Here is a 24,658-nt window from a genome sequence, read left to right as displayed (position 1 = left end):
ACACCATGAGACAACGGCTGCTGGTTGCGGGTAACGGGATGGCGGGCATGCACATGGTAGAAACTCTGTTGCAGCTGGCGCCGATGCGTTACGACATCACTGTGATTGGCCGTGAGCCGCACGGCAACTATAACCGTGTGCTGTTGTCGCCGTTGCTGGCCGGAGAAACCACCGTTGAGCAAACGCTGATCCACGACCCTGACTGGTATCACCGTCACGGCATAACATTGCGGGTGGGAGAGACGGTGGAACAGGTGAATATTGCTGAGCGGACCTTACGCACCGACCAGCGCCTGCTGCACTGGGACCGCCTGGTACTGGCGACCGGATCGCAGCCCTGCAGACCGTCTGTTCCAGGCAGCGACCTGCCGCATGTCAGCACCTTTCGCACGCTGCAGGATGTGGACACTTTGCTGGCCGGGCACGGTCCGGTAGTGGTGGTCGGTGGGGGCTTTCTGGGTATTGAAGCCGCCGCCGGACTTCAGGCGCAGGGACGTCAGGTCACGCTGATACATCGACAGTCACGTTTGCTGGACAGACAGCTGGATATCAGGGCAGGGGAATTACTGCTGGCTCAGCTCCGGGCGCGCGGCATTCGCTGTGAACTGAATGCCAGTCTTGCGGCGATCCGCACGGATAGTGTGATCCTCCACGATGGCCGTGTGCTGGCGGCGCAGCAGGTGGTGATGGCCATTGGTGTCCAGCCGGCGATCGCCCTGGCGCAGGCCGCCGGTATTCCCTGTCAGCGCGGCATTCTGGTGGATCGCCAGTTGCGCACTGCGCACGCCGGAATTTATGCCGTAGGCGAATGTTGTGAAATCAGCGGCGAGACCTTCGGTCTGGTCGCGCCCTGTCTGGCCCAGGCAAAGATTCTGGCGGCGCAACTGGCCGATCGGCCTCAGGGAGATTTCTACAGTGCGGCCACGGGCACCCGTCTCAAAGTCAGCGGCATTTCCCTGTTTAGCGCCGGTGACGTTCGCGAAGCCCCGTCTGTCACCAGTTTTGACCCGATCGCCGGGCACTATCGACGCCTGTTCCTCAAAGACGGCCGACTGAACGGCGTGCTGCTGTATGGCGACTGCCAGCAAAGTGGCGCGCTGCTGAACCAACTCCATAATGCCGGACCGGTTTCTGTGAATACGCTGTTCGGCCTTGATGAACCTGAAACGCAGCCGCTGGCTGCAGGAAACCCTGTGATGAGCCAAACGAAACCTGTATTAGCCGTGGTGGGTCACGGCATGGTCAGCCACCATTTTCTGGAGCAGCTGGTCGCCCGTAACCTGCATCAGCATTATCACATTGTGGTCTACGGCGAAGAGCGCTATCAGGCTTACGATCGGGTTCACCTTTCTGAGTATTTCATCGGTAAAACGGCAACAGAGTTGTCGCTGGTGAGCGAGGATTTTTTTGCCCGGAACGCAATTGAACTGCGCAGCGGTTGCCGGGTAGAGGCGATCGATCGCCAGCAGCGCAGCCTGCGTGACAGCGCGGGACGTGAGCTGGCCTGGGATAAGCTGGTGTTGGCCACCGGCTCCCGCGCCTTTGTACCACCGGTACCCGGCCATGACGCCGGGCGCTGCTTTGTCTACCGCACGCTGGACGATCTGGATGCCATCGCAGCTTGTGCCCGCCAGAGTCAGCGCGGCGTGGTGATCGGAGGCGGGCTGCTGGGGCTGGAAGCCGCCAATGCGCTGAAGCAGCTGGGGCTGGAGACGCACGTGGTTGAGTTTGCGCCGCGCCTGATGGCCGTGCAACTGGATGACGGCGGGGCGCTGATGCTGCGGCAAAAGATCGACTCGCTGGGCGTGACGGTGCATACCTCGAAGCAGACCGAACAGATTGCCACCCAGCCTGACGGCAGTCTGGTGCTGCACTTTGCCGATGGCGGCGAGCTGACCACCGATCTGGTGCTGTTCTCTGCCGGTATCCGCCCGCGTGATGAGCTGGCCCGGAGCGCCGACATCAGCGTGGGGCCGCGCGGCGGCATTACCATCAATGATCAATGCCAGACGAGTGACAGCGACATTTATGCTATCGGCGAATGCGCGTTGTGGAACGGGCAGATTTTTGGCCTGGTAGCACCTGGCTACCAGATGGCGCGTGTGCTGGCCGGGCATCTGGCGGCCGAACCGGCGCAGTTCACCGGTGCCGACATGAGCACTAAACTGAAGCTGCTGGGCGTAGAAGTCGCCTCCTTTGGCGATGCGCACGGCAAAACGCCGGGCAGCCTGAGCTACCACTGGGCCAACGGGCCAAAAGGCATTTACAAGAAGATCGTGGTTAGCGCCGACAATGCACGACTGCTGGGCGGCGTGCTGGTGGGAGACAGCAGCGACTATGCCACGCTCCTGCAAATGATGTTAAACGCCATGCCGCTGCCGACGGCAGCGGAAGCGCTGATTTTGCCTGCGTTGAATGGCGCGCCGGCCAAAGGGTTGGGCGTCGCTGCGCTGCCGGACAGTGCCCAGGTGTGTTCCTGCCATAACGTCAGTAAAGGCGATATCTGCCATGCGGTGCAGAGTGGCTGTGGCGATATGGCCAGTATAAAAAGCTGCACTAAAGCCGCAACAGGCTGTGGCGGCTGCGCCGCGCTGGTAAAACAGGTGATGGAGCTTCAGCTGGAAAACCTGGGCGTCGCTGTTAAAAAAGACATCTGTGAGCACTTCGCCTATTCCCGTCAGGAGCTGTATCACCTGATCCGTATTAATGGCATCAAAACCTTTGACGATCTGCTGGCCAGCCACGGACGGGGTTGTGGTTGCGAGGTATGCAAACCGCTGGTGGGGTCGCTACTGGCCTCGTGCTGGAACGATTACCTGCTGAAAACGGCACATTTACCGTTACAGGACACGAATGACCGTTACTTTGCCAATATCCAGAAAGATGGCACCTATTCGGTCGTACCGCGCGTGCCGGGGGGCGAGATCACGCCACAGGGCCTGATTGCCATCGGCGAAGTGGCCGTGCGTTACGATCTCTATACCAAAATTACCGGCGGCCAGCGTATCGATCTGTTTGGTGCGCGGCTGGACCAGCTGCCTGCTATCTGGGAAACCCTGCTGGAAGCCGGTTTTGAAACCGGTCATGCCTACGGAAAATCCCTGCGTACGGTGAAATCCTGCGTCGGCTCGACCTGGTGCCGTTATGGCGTGCAGGATTCTACCGCCTTCGCCATCGCGCTGGAGAACCGGTATAAGGGTCTGCGCGCACCGCATAAGATCAAGATGGCGGTGTCCGGCTGCACCCGCGAATGTGCGGAAGCACAAAGTAAAGATATCGGGGTCATCGCCACGGAAAACGGCTGGAACCTGTACGTCTGCGGCAATGGCGGCATGAAGCCGCGCCATGCGGAACTGTTTGCCAGCGATCTGGACGATGACACGCTAATCCAGTACGTCGACCGGATTCTGATGTTCTACGTGCGCACGGCGGATCGCCTGCAGCGTACCAGCGTCTGGATGGATAACATGGAGGGCGGGCTGGACTACCTGCGTGAGGTGGTGATTCATGACAGCCTGGGGATCGCCGCCACGCTGGAACAGGAAATGCAACAGGTGGTGGACACCTGGCAATGCGAATGGCAGACCACGCTGGCCGATCCCTCGCGACGTGCGCTGTTTACCGCCACAGTGAACAGCGATCAGCCGGATGAAACGCTGCACTATGCACGCGTGCGCGGACAGCGCCAGCCACACAAGGCTAGTGGTATTCCCCTGATGCATCTGCCCGCCGAACCCTGGAGCGAAATCTGCCCACTGGAGGCCATTCCGCCAGAGGCCGGCATCGGAGCCCGTCTTGGCAGCGTCCGTATTGCCTTATTCCGCATGGGTGATGACTGTTATGCGCTGGAGGATCGTGAGCCGGGCAGCGAAGCCAGCGTACTGTCACGCGGTATCCTTGGTGATGTTGCGGGGGAGCCGGTGGTGATCTCGCCGCTTTACAAACAGCGTGTACGCCTGCGTGACGGACAGAGCCTTGATAATCCCCAGCATCAGCTGCGTTGCTGGCCGGTTAAACTGGAGGACGGCCAGGTCTGGGTCGCAAACCGTCCGCTTAACCTGATGGCGCAGGCATCATGAAAACTACCTGCGCTTATTGCGGGGTGGGCTGCGGCGTCGAGGTCACGCAGCCGCAGAGCGCGTCGCCTCAGGTCAGTGGCGATACCCGTCATCCGGCGAATGCCGGGCGGCTATGCGTAAAGGGCGCGGCACTGGGCGAAACCCTGACACAGGCCGGACGGTTGCTGCATCCTCAGCTTCATCACCAGCGGGTCAGCATGGAGACGGCACTGGATGCCGCGGCTGATGGTTTGCGCAGGATTATCGATGCGCATGGCCCGGAGGCGGTGGCTTTCTACGGTTCCGGCCAGTTGCTCACGGAAGATTACTATGTGGCGAACAAGCTGATGAAAGGCTTTCTCGGCGTCGCCAACATCGATACCAATTCACGCCTGTGTATGGCCTCCGCGGTGACAGGCTATAAACGGGCATTTGGGGCGGATGCCGTACCGTGCTGTTACGAGGATCTGGATGAGGCCGAGGTAGTCATTCTTGTCGGCTCGAACGCCGCCTGGGCCCATCCGGTGCTGTTTCAGCGCCTGAAACAGGCAAAAGTGCAGCGCCCTGAGATGCAGGTTGTGGTTATCGATCCGCGCCGCACGGCCAGTTGTGAATTCGCCGATCTGCATTTACCGCTCCGGCCGGGCAGCGATCCGGCCCTGTTCTCGGGCCTGCTGCACTGGCTGGAACAGCATGACGGCATTGACGTCACGATGCTGCCGCATCTGGACGGTGTAGACACAACCTTACGGGCCGCGCGGCAGTGGGATGGTGCGGCGGTGGCAGCCCATTGTGATATCAGCCATGAAGTGATCGCCGCGTTCTACGGGTTGTTTACCCGGCATGAGCGCGTACTGACCTTATGGTGCATGGGCATTAACCAGTCACAAAGCGGCAGTGACAACAACAATGCTATTCTCAATGCGCACCTGCTGAGCGGCAAGATTGGCCGACCCGGCTGCGGCCCGTTTTCGCTGACCGGACAGCCGAATGCGATGGGCGGGCGGGAAGTAGGGGGGCTGGCCAACCAACTGGCGGCGCATATGAGTTTCACCGCAGAAGATTGCGACCGTTTACAGCGTTTCTGGCGCAGTCCGCGTATGGCGCGTGAGCCCGGCCTGACGGCGGTTGATCTGTTTGACGCCATTGACCGTGGAGCAATCAAAGCTGTGTGGATTATGGGCACCAATCCGGCGGTTTCGATGCCAGAAGGCAATCGCATTGCCCGGGCGCTGGCTGCCTGTCCGCTGGTAATTGTGTCAGACGTGCTGGCGCAAACGGATACCACCGCCTTTGCGCATATTTTGCTACCCGCGCAGGGCTGGGGGGAAAAGAACGGCACCGTGACCAATTCTGAACGCCGGATTTCCCGTCAGCGCGCGTTTATGCCTCCGGCCGGAGAAGCTAAACCGGACTGGTGGTTACTCGCGCAGGTCGCCCAGCGTCTGGGCTTTCATGAAGGCTTTACCTGGACGCATCCGGCAGCCATCTTCCGCGAGCATGCGGCGTTGTCGGGGTTTGAGAACAACGGCCAGCGCGCCTTTGATATCAGCGGTCTGGCCGGTATGAGCGACGCACAGTGGGATGCGATGAAGCCGGTACAGTGGCCAATCAACGCTCGTTATCCCGAGGGCTGCGCCCGGCTGTTTAGCGACCGGCACTTTTACCATCCTGATGGTAAAGCCCGCCTGTTGCCACCGGCCACGCCGCAGCCAGTGGTGTGCGAAACGGCTTACCCGTTATTAATGAACAGCGGACGGATCCGCGATCAGTGGCACACCATGACGCGTACCGGCCTGGTTCCCCGGCTCATGCAGCATTGTGATGAGCCATTTGCAGCCCTGCATCCGCAGGACGCACAACGCTATGGCCTGTGCGCGGGCGCACTGGCACGGGTGCAGTCCGACGCGGGCTGGGTGACGGTGCGTGTGACGCTGGACAGCGGTCTGCGGCGCGGTGAGATCTTTGTCCCTATGCACTGGAACCGACAGTTCAGCCTGCAGGGCACGGTTGGCGGACTGGTGGCTTCAACCCGCTGTCCAGTCTCGGCACAGCCTGCATTTAAACAAACCGCTGTGCGTATCCACCCGCTCAACGCCAGCTGGCAGGGCTGGCTCTGGCAGCGCGACGCAAGCCCGCCTGATGCACTGCGCTACTGGGCGCGAACACCCTATGAGGGCGTGCAACGCTTTAGCGTGGCTGGAGACGGTTCACCAGAACAGTGGCTCATGGCAACGATCCCGCTGGCCGGGCTGCAACTGCAAACCGCTCATGCGGCGGAACCGCATTACCGCCTGCTGGCCTGGCGTAACGGTGAGCTGCTCCTGGTCTTTTATGCAGGCGCGTCTTTACCCGAGATCAATCATGACTGGGTTGCGCAGGCTTTTCGCCAGGCACCTGTGAATGCGGCGGACCGGCATGCTCTGCTGGCGGGACAATCGGCACAACGTGCCGTGGCTGGCCGGACGATCTGTAGCTGCTTTGGCGTTGGGGAAAACACCATCTTACAGGCGATTAAACAGGGCTGTCACAGCACTCAGGCACTGGGTAACGCACTCAACTGTGGTACCAACTGCGGCTCCTGCCTGCCGGAGCTAAAACACCTTTTGCTTTCCGTTGCTGTACCGGAGGAAGAATGATGATTGCGATCAACCCTTTAGATAAACTGCTGGCGCCGGACAACGCGTCCAGCCCTGGCAAAGTCTGGCTGGTAGGGGCCGGACCGGGGGATGTGGATCTACTGACAGTCAAGGCGCTGCGCCTGCTGCAACGTGCGGATGTCGTGGTCTATGATCGCCTGGTCAGCGAAGCGGTGATGGCGGAAGTCGTCAGCAGTGCACTCTGTATCGACGTGGGTAAACAGCCGGGTCATCACGGCCTGAAGCAGACTCAGATTAATCAACTGCTGGTGGACCTGGCTGCCAGCGGGCGCAATGTCGTGCGTTTAAAAGGCGGCGATCCCTTTATCTTTGGCCGTGGCGGTGAAGAGATGGTCAGCCTGCAGCAGGCGAATATTGTCTGCGAAGTGGTGCCCGGTATTACCGCCGCAGTGGGCTGTGCGGCTGCCAGCGGCATTCCGCTGACGCACCGTGACTGTGCCCAGTCATTGCGCTTTATCACCGGACACGGGCGCAGCGGCGAACCGCAGCTGGATGCGGCGGCGCTGACCGCGACCAATCAGACGCTGGTGTTTTACATGGGATTAAGCTGGAGCAGCGTGATTAGCGCCCGGTTACGGGAATATGGCCGCAGCGAGGCGACGCCGGTGGCGATCATTGAAAACGGTACGCGTCAGAACCAGCGGGTGCTGATCACCACGCTGGCCGGGTTGCCTGAAACTATTGAACAGCAAAAACCGGTGTCGCCGTCGTTACTGATTGTGGGCGATGTGGTGCGCTATTACCGGGCTGATCGAGTCGCAGCGCATGGGGAGGAGTTGGCGTTAAGTGATAGTGCAGTGCAGTGATGCTTAACGTGCCGAAGGAAGGGACACGGTTTTTACGGCTGGGGGATGAGACGGTCGCAAAAGCATTATCGGCGAATATGTTAGTGAGAGCCCCTATCTTAAGCGCCTTTCACATGAAACTGATGCCTGACAGTTACCTCACTCAGACATTTTTCTTAAGATTTTACCCTGAATAAACGCTATCGCTGCATTACACAATCGGCAATCTGTCGGACACTGAGATACGTTTGCATGGTATCCAGAACGCTTCATCACAACCTGACATTGACCACTGCCAGTCGCGCCATACTTTTTTCTTCTCAGTCCAGGTAAACTTTATTCTGGCTGGTATAGGCTGGCCGAAATCTGTCCGAATAGAGGCCGAAAAAATTCTAACTGTCTGATTATAAAGAGATGCTTTGATTAGTATTGCTACCATTCATAAGCTGGTGGTTAGCGCATATCTCTTTGAATTTACTAGATTAAATGTGCGTTTTTTAACAAATATGATATGTATATAGCATATCCACAACGGCATGATTTGCAAGGTCAGATTTTCAGCTGTGCGTAATTGCCTGTGCCTCATACCAGCGAGTACTCATCGCCACGGAGGTCGAAATACTTCTGTGTCATCGCGAGATTCTTATAACCCGGTAACCGCTGTGTAAACACCTCACCCTAATGCGCTTCATATAACCTTCCCGATAAACTGCGGATCTCATGGAAAGTGGGCGGGTTGTCCGCCTCATCCAGACCGCTGCGTGTTCGCGCGCGCGTAAATGCCTGCGTCAGATTTTCCGGGCGTACCGGACCGGGTCTCCGTGATCACGGCTCCGTATATACCAGGCGAACTGGCGTGACACTCTATGTGAGAAGAGTGAAATCATGTTTCCAGTCGGTATTGCTGGGACGTGCTGTTGGCTGACGCTATGCGGGGGGAAACCGGCTCGAAAAATATCAGTCTAGTGACACGCCTGCAGACGTCATCGGTTCATGCATCAGGATGGCGCAGCTGCTCCATGAAGAAGTAAGAAAGATTGAACGGCAGGTAAAGCGGACATTCAGGCCAGCCCAGACCTGAAACGGGATTGTGCGCTGCTGACGTCGATTAAATCTGTCTGGCCCCAACTGGGGATGCACATGCTGGTTGTGCTGCGCAGCCATAACGTTGAATCAGCAGATCAGGCTGCGGCTTTTCCGGGCGTGGTGCCTCTTGAAAAACGTTCGGGTACGGCCACGCATATCTTAAATCGGCCGCCTCAGCTTAGAGCAAAGCTCTACATGTCTGCCCTATGCGGAAAAATTAACAATAAACGGATGCGTAATATCTACAAGGAAATGTGTCTCAGGGGCAAACCTAAAATGGTAGCCATCGGTGCACTGATGCGAAAACGGGGTCATCGGTGTTATGGCGTTCTGAAAACGGCAACAATTTTTGTGATCTGGAATCAAGAGTTGCATTTAACGACTGATTTATATGAATCTTATTTTACACCCTATCCAGGGATGTAGGTTTTGTCTTCATAATAAACAGGCTCTGCGCAGGATATTTTTGGTTTCCTGGCAAAGCCTTATGAGGCACAGGACGGACTCAAAAGAATCTGTCTGTATTCCGGGAAAAGATCTCAGTCGGTTTCGACAATAAACATTCGTGCTTCCTGAGCTTCCCGGCGTTCGGCCTTGATGGGGGCGTATTTTTCAGAGTTGTAGAAGGCTAATGCCTGGTTAAGGGTTGGAAACTCAAATACGCCAGCTAATGGCAGAGGCACCTCATCGCCTTCAAGAACCTCCGAGACGGTGCCAAAATGCAGAATTCGCCCGCCGGCTTCTTTCAGAGCTGCCTGAAACCGGGGAGCGAGTTTAGACTGCCTGTCAGGGTCGATAACACGCAGATTGATGTGCACGTACGCTGGCATAATGCTTCTCCTGTTGTTAAATAATGCATATACACTATTATTGGTTGATCGGGATTTCAAGAGGTACTACATGAGCGGTTTTGATCCAAAATATTTCAGGGAAATAGCAGCTGAATGTCCGGGATTTCAGGCTCGTGCCACGGCGCGCGCAGTCACGCGCTACTACAATGTCTGTTTCAAATCGCTCGGTCTCACCGCCGAGCAATTTAGCCTGTTGGTTGGAATTGGAGCTTTCGAGGGCGCCACAATAGTTGATCTTGCGGTCAGCGCGGGAGTTGATGCGACAACCCTGAGCCGAAATGTTCAGAACATGGAATTGAGAGGTTTAGTCCGTTCCGAAGGTGGACGCGGTCGCGCAGGAAAGCGGCTAAGTCTGACGGATTCCGGATACCAGCTCATGGCAAAAGCCTTGCCTGTATGGAAATCAGCTAAAGATAAGTTGTCCATGAAGATGGGTGATGACCGACTCCGGTCAGCAACACGGGCAATGGAGGAGTTAGCCAGGGCAATAAATATCGACCAGAGCCCTGAAGCAGATCGCAACTCCCACAATTAAAATACGGTAGCTGAATGACAATCTCCCCGTATCAGCACTCCTGATTGAGCATCTTGCAAAAATAGGTTTCCTCCATATGAACGATCTTTTACCTTATTTTTCTTAAGGCATGCAGAGCGTTCAGGTGTGAAGCTGGACGGCGCCATACGCCCGGCGTAGTCGGTTACAGTCGTATAAATCGTGCCATACCCTACCTTTCCCTGTATATGCCCAGAAAGTGCGGGCATGCTCATATCCGCGTCAGCACTGGGCTAAGCAGGTATTCTCAAAAAACAGGTGTGGAGTATGGGGCTTATAACACGGGACGAGTGAAGAGTTACATGCTTTCACATACTGACCATTGGGATGTTGGTACTTTGTAAAAATGCATGCTGAATGTCCGTTTTGTGCCAGGAGCGGACCATCATTAGTTTATCCAGTTATAAGAAATGATGCAGGTAACATATTTTTATCAACTTATAAGGGGTTCCGGTTATGAAACCCCTTAGGTTGACTAATCACAATTTTCAGCTTTTTGATTTTTTTCCGGACTCACAACCATCCAGACAGCTATCCCTATAGTTATCGCACCGATAATGAAACCATTATTAATGGTTTCGTTCAGTACCAGGTATCCCCACAGTACGCCAAACGGAGGAATTAAGAATGTAACGGTTAAGGAGCGTAACGGTCCGATATCGGCAATCAGTCGAAAATATAATATATACGCTAACGCAGTACAGATCACCCCCACAGCAATGACACTAATCCATGGCTCTTGCTGTAGCCAGTTAACGGCAGGCCCAACGCTGATACTCCATATGAAAAAGGGCAGTAAAAAAATAGATGCTCCCATTTGACTGCCGAAAGCAACGATTTTAGGATCGAGTCCACCTTTGTCTGAAATCCAGCTACGTGTCAAAAAACTGGAAAGCCCATAGCAACTGGTAGCGATGAGGCAGGCAATAACACCGGTAATTTGTTTATCCGATGACTGTGCTTCACCGATGGTGGTTATCACTATGATGCCGACAAGTCCCAGGAACATGCCTGCCCATTTTCTAAATGTTAATTTCTCGGCAAAACATGAAAACCCGATGAGCGCTCCCATCAAAGGGGTTGTTGCATTCATAATAGCGGAATACCCGGCAGGCAACCACCTGGCCGCAAGGCAATACATGAGAAAAGGCAATCCAGAGTTTATCACGCCAAGTATGACTGAAGGCTTGAACTTATCTTTAAAATCAAAAGAAGATTTAAACATAAACAAAATAATAGCGAGGCCCGTGAAACCTAAAAACACTCGCAAAAAAGCAGTATTAATGGCACCGAACTGTGGCACGGCTATGCGCATAAAAAGAAAGCTCGCCCCCCAGATAGCGGCAAGCAGCAATAACCGAAAATAGTCAGCAATACGCATAACAGTTCCTTTTTATTTAAATGGAAGTAACAGCGAAACTGTGAAACATGTCAGACGTGCTGACAAACAAGATTTTTGTTTATACTTAAGATTTCCTAACTCATGGAACTGTGTATCCGATGAAAATGCCACCTTTACATGCGCTTATGTGTTTTGAGTCTGCGGCAAGGCTGATGAGCATGAAAGCTGCCGCCGAAGAGTTATGTGTGACATCCAGCGCGGTCAGCCAGCAGATTGCAAAACTGGAAAACATGACGAATATCCGGTTGTTTATACGTAGTCCTCGCCGTCTCGAACTGACAACTGAGGGGCGCATCTATCTGAGGGCGATAAGACCCGCTTTTATCCAGATAGCAGAAGCAACACAACGCTTAATGAATGAGGGAAAGGCCAACAAAGTAACGGTCAGTTGCACAAGTGGTTTTGCCATTCAATGGTTGCTGCCACGGCTACCTGCATTTGAAAAAGCCAACCCGGGTGTGGAAGTGCAAATCAGTGCAACCAACAGGCAGGTTGATTTATTGTCTGAAGGGATTGATTTTGCTATCCGTCACGGCGCTGGTAACTATCCCGGACTGGAGTCTGAGTGTCTGGTGAATGACAAACTTCTCCCGGTTTGTAGTCCCCGCTTAATAACCAGAGAATACGATCTTTCATCGCCGGGCGATATGGCAAATTACACGCTGCTGCACGATGAGCACCGGCTGGACTGGGCCGTCTGGTTCCGGGCTCTGGGTATTGAAGATGTGAATACTGACACCGGTCCTGTTTTCATCGATTCTAACGGCGTGATTGAAGCTGCAATCGCGGGTAAAGGTATCGCCCTCGTACGCAGTGCCCTAGTAACTGAAGAACTGGAAAGTGGTTTATTAATTAACCCACTGCAAGTAGAGGTTAATTCGCCGATTGCGTATTATCTGGTGTATGACGAGTCAGCTATATTGCAGAAGATAAGTCGTCGATTCCGTGACTGGATAACCCTGACCGCCGCAGCGCAACATGAGCACGCAGCAATACACAAGAGAGTTAAATAAAGATGTTGATGCTGTCTTCCACCTCTAATTATGTCTCAAAAATCTTATATTTTTTGTGCCTAAAGGCGTTTTGCAGAATGCGAAATTGATTTTAATATCCCCTCAGGTAATAAGCCCTCAACGTCCGCTTCTCGCTCTCAACAGCCCCTGGGCATCAGAGGAAGCTCTGTGCCAGAAGCGGATGTTGTACTCTCAAAGGAGTTGTGCCCGGGCATTGAGAAATACTTGTTATATTTGATTTTATTTTCTGGTATAGATATCAGGACGTGTGATACTCCATGCATAGTTTTCCCGATTAACAGGCTCGTAGCCAAATTTTTCATAGAGCCAGGGCGCTGTGGTTGTAAACAACATGATCCTGCGAAGCCGCTCAAAAACAGGATGATCATGTATGCATTGCATCACCCATCTACCCAACCCTTCTCCCTGATATTCCTCCAGGATATAAACATCACAAAGGTAAGCAAACGTAGCGTAATCTGTTATTAAGCGCGCGAAACCAATCTGGGCGTCATCGTGATAAACACCGAAATTAAGGCTGTTTTCAACGGATGCACGGACAAGAGCCAGATCAATCCCTTTTGCCCAGGTTGACCTCGTGAGATAGAGATGGATAGCCTGCACATCCAGTTTTTTTCTGTCTGTACTTATCAGGTAGTTATCTTTATGCCACTCATATTTCTCTGAAATACTCACGCTCAATCCTGTTTAGGAATTCCCGGGAAACCTGACCTTACCACCTGATGGAAAATCGGACTATCAATACTTCTCAGGAAAAAATGAATCCTGCACTCTTATGCCAGCGTTTAATTCAGCGCTTTTGCGCAGCGGGCTCCGTTTCCTGGAAAATAGTGTCCATCATTACTGGACAGTAGTAATCAGCCGGTATCAGGCCCCATGATGAACTCCCGGCTGATTCAGGGTTATGCATCCAGACTAATAACCACTTTCCCGATATGTCCGGCAGCCTCAAGGTAGCGATAAGCTTTCCGTGTATCGGCAAAAGGGAAAATACGATCAATTACGGGATAAATCGTGGAGGTTTCAATCGCTCTGACCGCCGCGCGCAAATCTGAAGTCGAACCCGTATTGTTACCCACAATATTCAACATCTTTTGCATTACGGGCAGAACAGGCATGCTGACTTCAGCACCACCAACAAAGCCAATAACGAAAATGGTTCCGTTATGAGCTGCTGCGTTAATCGATTTCGCAAATGTTGAGCCACCCACTGATTCCAGTACGAGATCAGCGCCATGCCCCTCAGTCAGCTTAAGCACCCGTTGATCCCATTCGGGCACCTCGTGATAGTTAATTCCATCATCCGCATCCAGGGCTTTCACTCTTTCCAGCTTTTCATCAGAAGAGGAAATGATGATCACCCGTGCACCTGCTGCCTTCGCATATTGCAATGCAAACAGACTCACCCCTCCCGTGCCAAGCAGTAAAACTGTGCTGCCGGGCTGTATTTTACCGCGCACTATAGCGTTCCATGCGGTCGTTGCGGCAATGGGTAACGTCGCTGCCTGCTGCCAGTTGAGAAAGTCGGGTATACGCACCAGTGACTTAGCAGGCACTACAGCGTATTCTGCCAGCCCACCGTTGGTTGTAACTCCGCGTAATGTTTGATGATGTTCGGATCGTATTGCTCCAGCATGCCAGTGAGACATCATACCCGGCACCACACGTTCGCCGATTTGCCAGCCTACAACTCCCTCTCCAGACTCAACAATTTCTCCCGCGCTGTCTGCACCAGGAATAACCGGCTGCGAAACAGCGCCGAATTTACCAGTGGCCAGCGCCAAATCAAGGTAATTCAGACTCACAGCATGCTGACGAATCAGCACTTCTCCATACCCTGGTTGTGGTCGTGAAATATCACATATTTTTAAGCCGTCTATTCCTGCAGCGGATAAGTGGATAGCTTTCATGGTGTCCCCCGGTTCAATTAATACGACCATTTTGAGGCAGAACTGACGCTATAATGAGCCTGAAAAACAAATAACTGTTGCATGAGGTGCAATAATGCATGATGACGATTATCGTCAGCGGGAAGCTTTTCTTGCGGTAGTGCGCGCTGGCAGCTTTAGTGCTGGTGCGCGCGATTTGGGAAGAGATGTCTCTGTCGTTTCCCGGCGTGTAGCTGCATTAGAAAAACGTCTGGGAATTCGCCTGCTGGAACGCACCACCCGCCGCATACGTCCCACAGAAGAGGGCTTACGCTATCGGCAAAAAATTGAATTGGCTGATGAATTGCTGCGGGAAGCGGAAGAGGAAGCCCGTGATTTGGCAGCGCGTCCGGCCGGGACGATTCGCCTTACCGTTCCAGCCTCATTCGGACGAAAGTGGGTCGTGCAGGCCTTACCATTCTTTTTGAAAGCCTATCCTGACATCCGTATTGTGCTGCACTGCAGCGATCGCTACGTAGATTTACTGGGTGATAATTTTGATATGGCAATCCGTATTGGTGTTCTGAAGGACAGCAGATTAATTGCCCGAAAGCTGGCAAATACAAGTCGCATTTTATGTGTCGCGCCGGATTACCTGGAGCGCCATTCTCCTGTAACACACCCTCAGGACCTTCGTAAGCATGATTGCCTGGGTTTCACGCCCATGCACAGCTGGCCCGAATGGCGACTCGAGAAAGACGGCCAACAGATAGCGGTACCTGTTAAGACGCGTTACGAGAGTGACGAAATGGATGGCCTTATACTGGCCGCTCAATCGGGTATGGGGATATTACTCGCGGCCAACTGGCTGGTACAGAAAGAACTGGCTGAGGGTTCACTGGTGCCAGTGCTGTCGGACTGGCAGGCAACAGGCGAGGATGGTGTCTGGTTAATGAAACCTTCAAGCCAGTTGCAGTCGGCAAAAATCAGTGCATTAACAGACTGGCTGACTTCATGGTTTTCTACACCACGCTGGTAGCCTGCGGGACGCAATATGAAACAGCCTGTCACCTGTACTGAATAGCAGATGGGTTATGTATGTAAAACGTGTGCAGTCCAGCAGTCGACATACCCCAGATAATGTCGGCGCTCCTGGAGGTAATAACATATTTCTTCACGCTGCTGCCGCTCCACTTCGTCATGGATCACCGGCAGGTTAGATCGCTCTTTATAGGCTACGGCAGACTCAGCTAAACCCCGTTAACACTGCTCCGGCGGAATCATGATGTCATATAACCTTGCTGCCCGATGCAGATAACAACGGGACATAAATTGCCAGTTTGAGTGAAGGGGAGTCATTTGACGTAAACGTTGAATAGCAGTATGTCCGCGTTATCCCGTCCTTCCCTGTGAGTTTTTTCTCTCCGGACACCGGCGCCGTTATCACATGCTCGCTCCACCATGTATCAAACTCCGGACATTCACGGCTTAAGCGTTCTGCCAGCGCAGTGAAGGTCTCATCGTCTGCATTTCGTGAATAACTGGAATGAAACAGGCCGAGCATTCTCTGTGCCTCTGCAGGCCAGGTGTCGCCAAAAAGGTATCTGGCCTGCTCTGTAGTGAACATGAAAACCATGATATTTCGCTCATCTGCAGCCAACAGGCTGAAATCCGTGATGACCTGTTCTGCTGCAGAATTCCACACCAATACATCCCATCTGTCATTGGTGACGTAGGCAGGCTCATTCAGCGCCCTGACCAGATGCGATAAGCTAGCCGGGACTTCATGTTCGATATCTGCACTTTTTTTCCGGCCTGTCAGTGTTTTCAGGTGCAGAAATTCTGCCTCGTTCAACTGCAGAGCTTTACCCAGGGCGTTAACTATCCGTTCGGAAAGCGTGTTGACCCGTCCCTGTTCGATTTTGGTATACCATTCCGTACTTATTCCCAGCATCGCCGCAACTTCCTCACGCCTTAGCCCGGGCGTCCGCCGTCTTTCTGGCCCGGCAGAGGGGGGACGCTCAGGCTTCACCCTGGCACGTCGTGAACGTAAAAACTGACTGAGCTCAGTATTCTTAACCATTTTTTGAACCTGGTAGTAAATTATACCTGTATAAAACTAGTGTATTTTACGCCGTTTTTGGTCGCCCTATGATGGTTTCATATTGTTCTATGCCCTCAGGAGAATATGACCATGAAAGCTGCTGTGCTTACTGCCTTTGGCCATCCGCTAGACGTTAAGAATGTGCCTGCACCGGTGATGGGAACCGGGGAAGTCATTGTCGATGTGGTTGCGGCGCCCGTTCTCTCCTACACGAATGAAGTACTGAGTGGGGAGAGAAAATATCTGTTACCTGTGCCGGTCATCCCGGGCTGTGGTGCCATCGGAAAGGTTCGCCAGACCGGCCCTGACTCAGCCTGGCTGAAACCAGGAGACTGGGTATTCTGCGATCCGACGGTGCGTTCCCGTGACAACGCGCTGTCGCCAGAAATTGTCCTTCAGGGCTGGAGTGCCCGTGGTGAAGGAGGACAAAAAATCCAGCAATATCACCTGAATGGCAGTCTTGCTGAACAAATACGCATTCCGACTGAAAACGCAGTGCCCATTGGCGACATATCGCCTGCAGAAGCGGGGCGGTGGTGTGCCATCAATACGCTGCTTATAGCCTATGGCGGATTGTTATCTATGGATTTGAAAGCGGGAGAGCGCCTGCTGGTCAGTGGTGCAACCGGTAATTTCGGCAGCTCCGCTGTGCTTGCTGCACTGGCCATGGGAGCCCATAAAGTCATCGCACCGGGCCGTAGTGAACGGATGCTGAACGATTTGAAAAAACGTTTTGGATCGCGTGTGGAAACAGTAAAGCTCACAGGTACAGCAGAGATCGATATCGCTGCCATGAAGCACATGGCCGGGGGACCCATTGATGCGGTCCTTGATTTCCTTCCGCCGTCTGCGCAGGCCTCTGTCGTCCGGAATGCGATTATGTCAGTCAGACCTTATGGTCGTGCAGTCCTTATGGGCGGTGTTGGCATGCTGGGTGGGGACGATCTTTCGCTACCTTATCCCTGGATAATGCGTAACCTCATTACCGTAAAAGGGCAGTGGATGTATGAACCTTCGGCAGTCCCTACGCTCTGCGGCCTTATACGCGCGGGACTGCTTGATCTGAGCCACTATGACGTAACCGAGTTTCCGCTTGAGAGAGTGAATGATTCAGTCGCGCATGCTGCGAAAAACAGCGGGCCGTTTAAACTCACCGTCGTGCGTCCCTGACCAAAGGCGCCGCGATGGACCGGATTACTCTCTTACGACGGCCCTGCGTATGGGTTCAATCACAAAATTCTGGCACAAAAAAGCCCGCTGCGCGGGCTTGATAAGAACCGATTAATGCGGAATCTCAGAGACCTCTTTGACATCCGCTTTGTTGATCTGCTGTTTGACACCATTGGCATCAACGTAGCCCAGCAGTCCGCTTTCCGCTTCCTGCGGTTTACCATCGCTGACAATGGTACGGCCATCATTGGTATGAATGGCGTAGCTGGTACGGGTACAGCCGGTCAGGGCGCTCAGTGCCACAATGGCTGCCAGTGGTAACAAAATCACTTTTTTCATGTCGCTCTCCCTATCGAGTAGATCAGTTGTTCAGTTCACTCATATTGGTGATCTGGTCACGGTTAATCTGTTCTGTTTTACCGGTTTGCGCATCTTTATAAGAGACCAGGCCAGTATCACTGTCCACCTGTGGCTTACCATCGGTGACGATAGTGCGTCCGTCGGTGGTTTTAATCGCCTGATTCGATGAACAGCCGGCGATGGCAAAAATCGATGTCAATAACACAGCCGCTACAGTCAGTTTCTTCATAGTAATTTCCCTGATTGGTCTGAAGTCCAGCTATAAGCGTAGAACAAAATCCGGATTCTGGTCTGACCTGACCCGCTTTCTTTGCACAAATAATGCGGTTTAGCGTGCAATTGATGAGGAGGAAATTACCAGGCGCGGCTAATGTGTTTCGCCGCGTATATTGGGAAGGCAGGATAGCGTTGCGATATTACTCAGCGGCCAGGCGACCAAGCAGCAGAGAAAAAATAGCCTCGTAATGCGTTTTCAATATCACATCGTCGCACTGGTCGAGACTTGCTATTAGCGCGACAAAAAGGGTTTTTCGGTTCAGCAACTTGCCGCTACACAAAATTTCCTGCACCAGCGTGCCAAGTAACTCATGCTGCTTTGCCTGCAGCGATCCACCAGTCCATGGTAATGCATCTTCAGAATTATTATGAAAAGGATCGTATCGCATCATCATTACCCTGATAGCAGTGCGTTAATTCAGCTTTTTGGCCAGCAGCCTGATCGCATTATCGCAGGCCTGCTGGATGGCCGGATTCTCAGAGCGCAAGCCCGTGCGATACAGCGCGCCAATTATTTGCTGAACAGATAAGGTTTCACCCGGTTGTACAATCTGTGTGACGACTTTGCCCAATAAAAGATAGATCTCATCGGCATCTTCTAATTCATCGTGCTTCACTCAACCCCCGGAACAAATAAACATAAATCTAAGTAATATGTTACTGACTGATAAATATTATTAAGCGCGCGATTCCAGGGTTTAAAAAGTTATCGCGGCGAATATTAATTAGGAAACGCCTATTTCCTAATAGGCCAGACGAATCAGTCCAGAATGCTGAGCACCATATTAATGGTTTCTTTGCCATTAGTCACATCCTGAATTTTGCCTACCACACGCATACCAAATGCCACGCAAAGCAGCAGTCCGGCGGCGGTGTCGGCATCCAGTCGTGGCGAAATCGATCCGTCCTCTTGCCCCTGCTCAACCAGCGAAGTCAGGAAGTTGCGGTTGCGTAATACCGCTTCACGCACCAACTGGGATAACTCTTCATCCAGCGTTTGCAGTTCCACGGTACTGCCAACCACCAGGCAGCCGCGTCTGCCCTCGATCTCGCTGGCTGAGTCGAGATAAAACTGCAACAGCTCAGCAATGCGCGCCCGGCCGGTCGGGTACTGTTGCAAACGGGTGCGCAGGTCCACATTGCGCAGCAGGATGTAGCGCTCAAACACCCGCAGAAACAGGGAACGTTTATCCTGAAACGCTTTATAGATACTGCCCGCCGTCAGGTTCATCGCTTCACCTAAATCGGCAATCGAGGCCGCATGAAAACCCTTCTGGCGGAACACGATCATAGCGCTGTCGAGCGCTTCGTCGATATCAAAGTTGCGCGGTCTGCCGCGCTCTCTGGCAGCCGGCGCCGGATTGGGTTTACTGGTCATAATGCGTGCTATTTAGAATGAATCGTTTCCAAATTATCCGGCTTATCGGTGACAGGGTCAAATCCTGCACAAACGCCTGGCCCGGCGTGCACTGATCGACAGCGAGCCGCGTTAATGTTCAGCCCAGCTAGTTGAGAATTTTTGACCGCCGGAGGATGATAAACCTTTTGCCGGGCCGGGACCTTTTCATGCTGATCTCCACTGAGGATACGCGCACTTTCAACACCGACATCCGCCTGGCGGCGACGCTGGCCGCCGTGGCGGGCGCACTGAACACTGCGGCGTTCGAAACGGTTGGTTTCTTCTCCGCCAACATGACCGGAAACGTCTCGTCACTGTCCGATCATCTGGCGAAAGCCAATCTGCATATCGGGCTGTTCTTCCTGCTGATTGTGCTGTTATTCATCGCCGGTTCGTCGGTCTCGACGCTGATCATCAATTCCGGCCGCAGGCGGCAGATACGCGGCATCTACGCCATCAATATTCTGCTGGAGGGCATAGCGTTGCTGGTACTGGGGATTGTCGAAAGCGGCTTTCATTTCAGCGAGGGCGGCGTGTTACTGATTCTCAGCCTGAGCTTTCTGATGGGCCTGCAAAATGCGGTGGTAACGCGCATCTCCAATGCCCGCGTGCGCACGACGCACGTTTCCGGCACGTCAACCGATATCGGCATTGAGCTGGCGATGCTGTTCGACGTGCTGCGTCGCAAAGAGTCACCAAAAGACGCGCCGCTGTACATTGAGCGGCTAAAACTGCATTGCTACACCGTGCTGGCGTTTCTCGCTGGCGGCGTGCTGGGCATTCTGCTGCTGCAGTGGCTAAGCTACGCGCTGCTGATCGTCATTGGGTTACTGCTCAGCGCGCTGGCGCTGTCGGCGCTGAAACGTGCGGGCAGCAACCCGCTTCACGCCCGCTAAGGAAGGGAATCATGATCTCGCTCGACGACCGCCTGCAAGCCATCTGGCAGCTGCTTAGCACAGCCACCACATCGCGTTCGGCTTTCACCCTGATGCAGCTGGCAACGGTGACCGCTGACGGCCAGCCCAGCATGCGCACCGTGGTGATAAGGCAGTTTTTGCCCGCGCTGCCGGCCCTGCGTTTTACCGCCGATCGGCGCAGCGCCAAAATGCAGGATATTGCAGCCCAGCCGCAGGTGGCGTTACTGGCTTATGATGCCGCCAGGCGCGTTCAGCTCAGGCTGGCAGGCACGGCTCAGCGCGTTGACGATGCACAACAGCGTGCCGCAGCCTGGCATGCATTGCGCCCGCATTCGCACGCGTTGTTTCAGTCACCGGTCAGGCCGGGCAGCGTGATTGCCCATCCTGATAACGCACAGCCTGTCAGCGCGCAAAAAGCGTGCACCGGGCCCGACGAACACTTCGCGCTGGTGCAGATCACCTTGCATAGCGTGGAGTGGCTGGATGTCAGCCGTGAGCTCCATCAGCGCGCACGATTCGAGGCCACTGTGGATGGATGGCAGGGCAGCTGGCGCGTGCCCTGAGATTTATTGTTCCGCCGGTGTTTTTGCCTGATGCGAGCGGCCAGCCGCACCGGCGCACACCAGCGCCAGCAGTACCATGATCAGTACCGGCAGCATCGCCATGCGCAATCCGGCATGTTCGCCGATAAAGCCCAGTCCGGGCGGGCCGACCAGAAACGCCAGATAACCCAGCGTGGCGGCAATCGTGACGCGCACCGCGCTGTTATGGCCATCGCCCGCCGCCGAGACCGTTAGCGGGAAGCCGAGCGACGCGCCGACGCCCCAGAACAGCACGGCCGCCGCCGCCAGCCATGGGTTATCGGAGAAAATCACCAGCGTCAGCCCCAGCGCGGCGGAGAATGCGCTGGCGCGCAGTACCCAGACGCGGCCCAGACGATCAACCACCAGCCCACCGAGAAAGCGCCCCAGCGTCATGCCAGCGGTGAAGCCCGCGTAGACCAGCGTGCTTTGGGTATGATTGAGGTTATGGCCGTCGATCATCAATAACGGCAGCCAGTCGTTAGCCGAGCCTTCCGCCAGCGCCATCGCCAGAATCACCACGCCGAGCACCAGCAGCTGGCGGTCACGCAGTTCACGTCCAACCTGGGCCAGAAAGCCGCCATGATGCGGCTGTTCGCTGCGTTCGCTGTCGCTGGTGGCGGGCAGATGGCGTAGCGCCAGGGCGGCAATCAGTAGGTTTACCAGCAGCACCACGCTAAAGTGCCAGTGGGTGCTGATATCGGCTGCGGTCATGGCCAGACCCGCCAGTGCGCCGATCAGCGTGCCGAAACTGAAGAAGCCGTGAATGATCGTCATGATTGACTCGCCGATGCGCCGCTCAAACGCTGCCCCTTCGACATTAACCACCACATCCATCAGCGCGGTTCCGCCGCCCAGCAACACCAGACTGGTAAACACCAGCCCGCTACTGGCGAGCGTTAACGCAGCGGTCATCAGCACCAGGCCACTGAGCAGGATCAGGTAACCCGTGCGCATCACCCGGCTGGTGCCAAAGTGCGCGACCAGCTTACCGGCCAGCAGCACGCCCAGCATGGAGCCACAGGAGAAGCCAAACAGAATCAGGCCCATCATTTCCGTCGAGGCGTGCAGCACATCGCGCATAAAGGGGGTGCGGCTAACCCAGGAAGCCCAGGTAAAGCCAGGAATAAACATCAGGCCAAAGATGGCCCATTTACCGCGTGTCTGTTGCTGAGGGTGCATAAGGTTCCTTTAGGGAGCGGTGGGCAAGCGGGGGTGAAACGCTTTCGTTGCTGATGGCCGTTAGCATGGTTCACAGAATAGCAGTTTTGCTGGCGCTCGTTGAGGCAATGTCGCTCGCGCCAGCGCGCCGGGGGAATTCGTCAGTGGGAGAAAGCCCCTCCGCGCGACGACGCGGAGGGCAAAGGGATTAGAAACTCTGCCAGTCGGCATCGCTGGCCAGTGCCAGGCGTCCCGGCTGTGGCGCTTTGTGGCTCGCCGGCGCCGGCTTGATGACCGGCGTTGCGCCGGATTCCGCCAGCACGAAGCGGGTCACCAGCTGGTTGAGCGTTTGGGCCTGTTCCTGCAGCGATTGTGACGCGGCTGAGGCCTGCTCCACCAGCGCGGCGTTCTGCTGCGTCACATCATCCATCTGATTCACCGCCTGCTGCACCTGGCTGATACCCTGGCTCTGCTCAACCGCGGCTGCGGCGATTTCGCTCATCAGTTCGCTGACCTGATGGATAGCGTCATTCATCACCTGCATATTGCTGCTGACGTCGCTGGCCTGGGCGGCTCCGGCTTCAGTCAGTCGATGCGACTCTTCAATCAGCCCTTTGATTTCGCGTGCGGCCGAGGTTGAGCGCTGCGACAGGCTGCGTACTTCACCCGCCACCACCGCAAAGCCCTTGCCGTGCTCACCGGCGCGTGCGGCTTCGACTGCCGCGTTGAGCGCCAGGATATTGGTCTGGAAAGCGATGCCTTCGATCATCGAAACAATGTCCGTGACCTTGCGCGAGCTACCACGAATATCATCCATGGTCGAGAGCATGGTGCTGAGCGAGGTACCACTTTTTTCCGACAGCGAACTGGCGTTAGCCGCCAGCTGGCTGGCCTGACGCGTGTTATCGGCGGTCTGACGTACGGTTTCACTCAGTTCAGTCATGCTGGCCGCAGTCTGCTCCAGTGAGGCGGCCTGCTGTTCGGTACGCGCAGAGAGATCTTCATTGCCGGCGGCGATTTGCACCGATGCGCTGCTTACCGAATGCGACGCGCTGCGCACGGCACTCAGCGAACCGGCCACGCTGCGCATCAACTGATTAAAGGAGCGCGCCATATTGCCCACCTCATCGCGACGGCTTTCGTCTGCGCTGAGCGTCAGGTCGAGATTTTCACTGGCGCGCATCATCACTTTGCCGACATCCGCCAGGCTGCGGCGGATGCGCAGTACGGTGAACAGGGCGAACAGACCGAATACCAGCACTGTTGCAACCACGCCGCTGATGGTCGTCCACAACACATTATGGAAGGTGCTGCGGTTGGTGGCGCGTAATTCGTCGCCAATGGCGATGTTCAGCATCAGCTGCTTCTGGTAATCGGCAATCAGCTGACGAATAGCGGCACCGATGCCGCTCTGGCCCTCAATCAGGTCGAGGCTGATGGCATTCTGGTGTGCACGCGACGCACTGAGAAAAGCGGGCAGCCGCTCAGTCACGCGCTGAATATTGCTAAAGGCCACCTCAGTCAGGCGCTTATCTTCCTCGCTGGAGATATCATGCTTCATGTAGTAATCGGTGAGCGATTTCAGCCCGCCGATCTGTTTATCAATGTCCGCTTCGACGGCGGGCATGTTGCTGTCCTGCAACTGGGTCTGGTGTTTGTACAGCGTCAGCGCCAGCTGATTGCTGCGATCAATTAACGTGTTGAGGTCTTTGATCGAAGGGATGGCATTGGTTTGCACATATTCAAAGCGTTCCTGAAAGCCGGAAAGCAGTGAGATGGCGAGCACGGCTTGTAGAATGATGGCGCCAAACAGCATGGAAAAGGTCAGTAACAATCGTTGGGAGATGTTCATCTTATTATCCTTAATCTAAACGCACCCCGACGCCTGACGCGGCGGGTACAAGGGCAGATTAAAGAACATCGGCAGATTGTGGTTTTTAGTTAATGAAATTTTAGCGCCGGGTAGCAGAAGAGGCTGGCGGGTTAACAGTGGAGCCGGTCGCCGTTAACGGCGACCCTACGGTGCATGTCCCGTTATTTCCGTAGGGTGCGCATTCATGCGCACCTGGAAACGGGGAGTGCATGTCCCGTTGTTTCCGCAGGGTGCGCATTCATGCGCACCTGGAAACCGGGATTGCATGTCCCGTTATTTCCGTAGGGTGTGCATTCATGCGTACCTGGAAACCGGGGGTGCATGTCCCGTTGTTTCCGCAGAGTGCGCATTCATGCGCACCTGGAAACCGGGAGTGCATGTCCCGTTGTTTCCGCAGGGTGCGCATTCATACGCACCTGGAAACCGGGGGTGCATGTCCCGTTATTTCCGTAGGGTGCGCATTCATGCGCACCTGGAAACGGGGAGTGCATGTCCCGTTGTTTCCGCAGGGTGCGCATTC

General features: G+C 54.7%; 22 protein-coding genes and 1 pseudogene. 10 read left to right on the top strand and 13 right to left on the bottom strand.

Annotation, left to right across the window (positions count from 1 at the left end; genetic code table 11):
- The first annotated feature begins 5 nt into the window (after window positions 1–5).
- The 4 genes from nirB to KOL70_RS23625 all read left to right on the top strand — a co-directional run bounded on the left by nirB (window position 6) and on the right by KOL70_RS23625 (window position 9,015).
- Window positions 6–4,079, top strand: a complete 4,074-nt coding sequence (gene nirB / locus KOL70_RS16400; RefSeq protein ID WP_215481037.1) for a nitrite reductase large subunit NirB — start codon at window positions 6–8, stop codon at window positions 4,077–4,079.
- Complete coding sequence (locus KOL70_RS16395) at window positions 4,076–6,697, top strand: nitrate reductase (protein ID WP_215481035.1); 2,622 nt, start codon at window positions 4,076–4,078, stop codon at window positions 6,695–6,697. Before nirB ends, KOL70_RS16395 begins: the two co-directional genes overlap by 4 nt.
- Window positions 6,694–7,524 carry a uroporphyrinogen-III C-methyltransferase gene (cobA, locus tag KOL70_RS16390; protein ID WP_215481033.1) on the top strand — a complete coding sequence of 277 codons (831 nt, stop codon included), beginning with the start codon at window positions 6,694–6,696 and terminating at the stop codon, window positions 7,522–7,524. The genes KOL70_RS16395 and cobA overlap by 4 nt, the downstream gene beginning before the upstream one ends.
- A gap of 1,119 nt (window positions 7,525–8,643) precedes the next feature.
- Window positions 8,644–9,015, top strand: a complete 372-nt coding sequence (locus tag KOL70_RS23625; protein ID WP_254185871.1) for a transposase — start codon at window positions 8,644–8,646, stop codon at window positions 9,013–9,015.
- Window positions 9,016–9,128: 113 nt separating this feature from the next.
- Here the strand turns inward: KOL70_RS23625 and KOL70_RS16380 are convergent, their stop codons facing one another.
- Window positions 9,129–9,419, bottom strand: coding sequence for a DUF1330 domain-containing protein (locus tag KOL70_RS16380; protein ID WP_088517520.1), 291 nt, complete (start codon window positions 9,417–9,419; stop codon window positions 9,129–9,131).
- A gap of 70 nt (window positions 9,420–9,489) precedes the next feature.
- Between KOL70_RS16380 and KOL70_RS16375 the strand changes: the two genes are divergently transcribed.
- Window positions 9,490–9,975, top strand: a complete 486-nt coding sequence (locus KOL70_RS16375) for a MarR family winged helix-turn-helix transcriptional regulator (protein WP_215481031.1) — start codon at window positions 9,490–9,492, stop codon at window positions 9,973–9,975.
- 493 nt (window positions 9,976–10,468) lie between these two features.
- On the opposite strand, the gene KOL70_RS16370 is transcribed toward KOL70_RS16375, so the two are convergent.
- Entirely contained in the window at window positions 10,469–11,374 is a 906-nt protein-coding gene (locus tag KOL70_RS16370; RefSeq protein WP_215481029.1) for a DMT family transporter, read from the bottom strand.
- 119 nt (window positions 11,375–11,493) lie between these two features.
- On the opposite strand from KOL70_RS16370, the gene gcvA reads away from it, so the two are divergent.
- Window positions 11,494–12,408 (top strand): transcriptional regulator GcvA, encoded by a 915-nt coding sequence (gene gcvA, locus KOL70_RS16365; RefSeq protein WP_215481027.1) that lies wholly within the window; start codon window positions 11,494–11,496, stop codon window positions 12,406–12,408.
- 240 nt (window positions 12,409–12,648) lie between these two features.
- On the opposite strand, the gene KOL70_RS16360 is transcribed toward gcvA, so the two are convergent.
- Together KOL70_RS16360 and KOL70_RS16355 are read right to left on the bottom strand one after the other, a co-directional pair.
- Window positions 12,649–13,104 (bottom strand): GNAT family N-acetyltransferase, encoded by a 456-nt coding sequence (locus KOL70_RS16360; RefSeq protein WP_215481025.1) that lies wholly within the window; start codon window positions 13,102–13,104, stop codon window positions 12,649–12,651.
- A 227-nt stretch (window positions 13,105–13,331) separates the two neighbouring features.
- On the bottom strand, window positions 13,332–14,339 hold the full coding sequence (locus tag KOL70_RS16355; RefSeq protein ID WP_215481023.1) for an NAD(P)-dependent alcohol dehydrogenase: 1,008 nt from the start codon (window positions 14,337–14,339) through the stop codon (window positions 13,332–13,334).
- Between the two features lie 94 nt (window positions 14,340–14,433).
- Between KOL70_RS16355 and KOL70_RS16350 the strand changes: the two genes are divergently transcribed.
- On the top strand, window positions 14,434–15,336 hold the full coding sequence (locus KOL70_RS16350; RefSeq protein WP_058775118.1) for a LysR family transcriptional regulator: 903 nt from the start codon (window positions 14,434–14,436) through the stop codon (window positions 15,334–15,336).
- A gap of 53 nt (window positions 15,337–15,389) precedes the next feature.
- On the opposite strand, the pseudogene KOL70_RS16345 reads toward KOL70_RS16350, so the two are convergent.
- A pseudogene (locus KOL70_RS16345) lies at window positions 15,390–15,539 on the bottom strand (DNA polymerase III subunit theta); the annotation flags it as partial.
- 46 nt (window positions 15,540–15,585) lie between these two features.
- Window positions 15,586–16,380 carry a helix-turn-helix transcriptional regulator gene (locus KOL70_RS16340; RefSeq protein WP_215481022.1) on the bottom strand — a complete coding sequence of 265 codons (795 nt, stop codon included), beginning with the start codon at window positions 16,378–16,380 and terminating at the stop codon, window positions 15,586–15,588.
- Window positions 16,381–16,491: 111 nt separating this feature from the next.
- Here KOL70_RS16340 and KOL70_RS16335 point away from each other — a divergent pair, with 111 nt between their 5' ends.
- A complete protein-coding gene (locus KOL70_RS16335) occupies window positions 16,492–17,571 on the top strand; it encodes a zinc-binding dehydrogenase (protein ID WP_215481020.1) in 1,080 nt (359 codons plus the stop codon).
- 111 nt (window positions 17,572–17,682) lie between these two features.
- Here KOL70_RS16335 and KOL70_RS16330 read toward each other — a convergent pair whose 3' ends face one another.
- The 5 genes from KOL70_RS16330 to KOL70_RS16310 all read right to left on the bottom strand — a co-directional run bounded on the left by KOL70_RS16330 (window position 17,683) and on the right by KOL70_RS16310 (window position 19,585).
- The gene (locus KOL70_RS16330) at window positions 17,683–17,910 is read right to left on the bottom strand and encodes a YgdI/YgdR family lipoprotein (RefSeq protein WP_021508704.1); all 228 of its coding nucleotides are present in this window, start codon (window positions 17,908–17,910) and stop codon (window positions 17,683–17,685) included.
- Between the two features lie 22 nt (window positions 17,911–17,932).
- A complete protein-coding gene (locus KOL70_RS16325; RefSeq protein ID WP_021508703.1) occupies window positions 17,933–18,160 on the bottom strand; it encodes a YgdI/YgdR family lipoprotein in 228 nt (75 codons plus the stop codon).
- Window positions 18,161–18,347: 187 nt separating this feature from the next.
- Entirely contained in the window at window positions 18,348–18,602 is a 255-nt protein-coding gene (locus tag KOL70_RS16320; protein ID WP_215481018.1) for a biofilm development regulator YmgB/AriR family protein, read from the bottom strand.
- An 18-nt stretch (window positions 18,603–18,620) separates the two neighbouring features.
- Window positions 18,621–18,824 (bottom strand): hypothetical protein, encoded by a 204-nt coding sequence (locus KOL70_RS16315; protein WP_021508701.1) that lies wholly within the window; start codon window positions 18,822–18,824, stop codon window positions 18,621–18,623.
- Window positions 18,825–18,967: 143 nt separating this feature from the next.
- Window positions 18,968–19,585: a TetR/AcrR family transcriptional regulator gene (locus KOL70_RS16310; RefSeq protein WP_058775115.1), complete on the bottom strand. Its 618-nt coding sequence runs from the start codon at window positions 19,583–19,585 to the stop codon at window positions 18,968–18,970.
- Between the two features lie 188 nt (window positions 19,586–19,773).
- On the opposite strand from KOL70_RS16310, the gene KOL70_RS16305 reads away from it, so the two are divergent.
- Window positions 19,774–20,502 (top strand): YoaK family protein, encoded by a 729-nt coding sequence (locus KOL70_RS16305; RefSeq protein WP_010615793.1) that lies wholly within the window; start codon window positions 19,774–19,776, stop codon window positions 20,500–20,502.
- Window positions 20,503–20,513: 11 nt separating this feature from the next.
- Window positions 20,514–21,086, top strand: a complete 573-nt coding sequence (locus KOL70_RS16300) for a pyridoxamine 5'-phosphate oxidase family protein (RefSeq protein ID WP_215481016.1) — start codon at window positions 20,514–20,516, stop codon at window positions 21,084–21,086.
- 3 nt (window positions 21,087–21,089) lie between these two features.
- On the opposite strand, the gene KOL70_RS16295 is transcribed toward KOL70_RS16300, so the two are convergent.
- Entirely contained in the window at window positions 21,090–22,286 is a 1,197-nt protein-coding gene (locus tag KOL70_RS16295; RefSeq protein WP_215481014.1) for an MFS transporter, read from the bottom strand.
- Between the two features lie 187 nt (window positions 22,287–22,473).
- Window positions 22,474–24,117: a methyl-accepting chemotaxis protein gene (locus tag KOL70_RS16290; protein WP_215481012.1), complete on the bottom strand. Its 1,644-nt coding sequence runs from the start codon at window positions 24,115–24,117 to the stop codon at window positions 22,474–22,476.
- Between the last annotated feature and the right edge of the window lie 541 nt (window positions 24,118–24,658).

It is taken from the genome of Pantoea sp. B270 (genome assembly GCF_018726825.1).
GTDB classification, from domain to species: Bacteria; Pseudomonadota; Gammaproteobacteria; order Enterobacterales; family Enterobacteriaceae; genus Pantoea; species Pantoea dispersa.
Note: the sequence above shows the minus strand (reverse complement) of the source record. Positions and strands in the feature narration are given on the sequence as shown.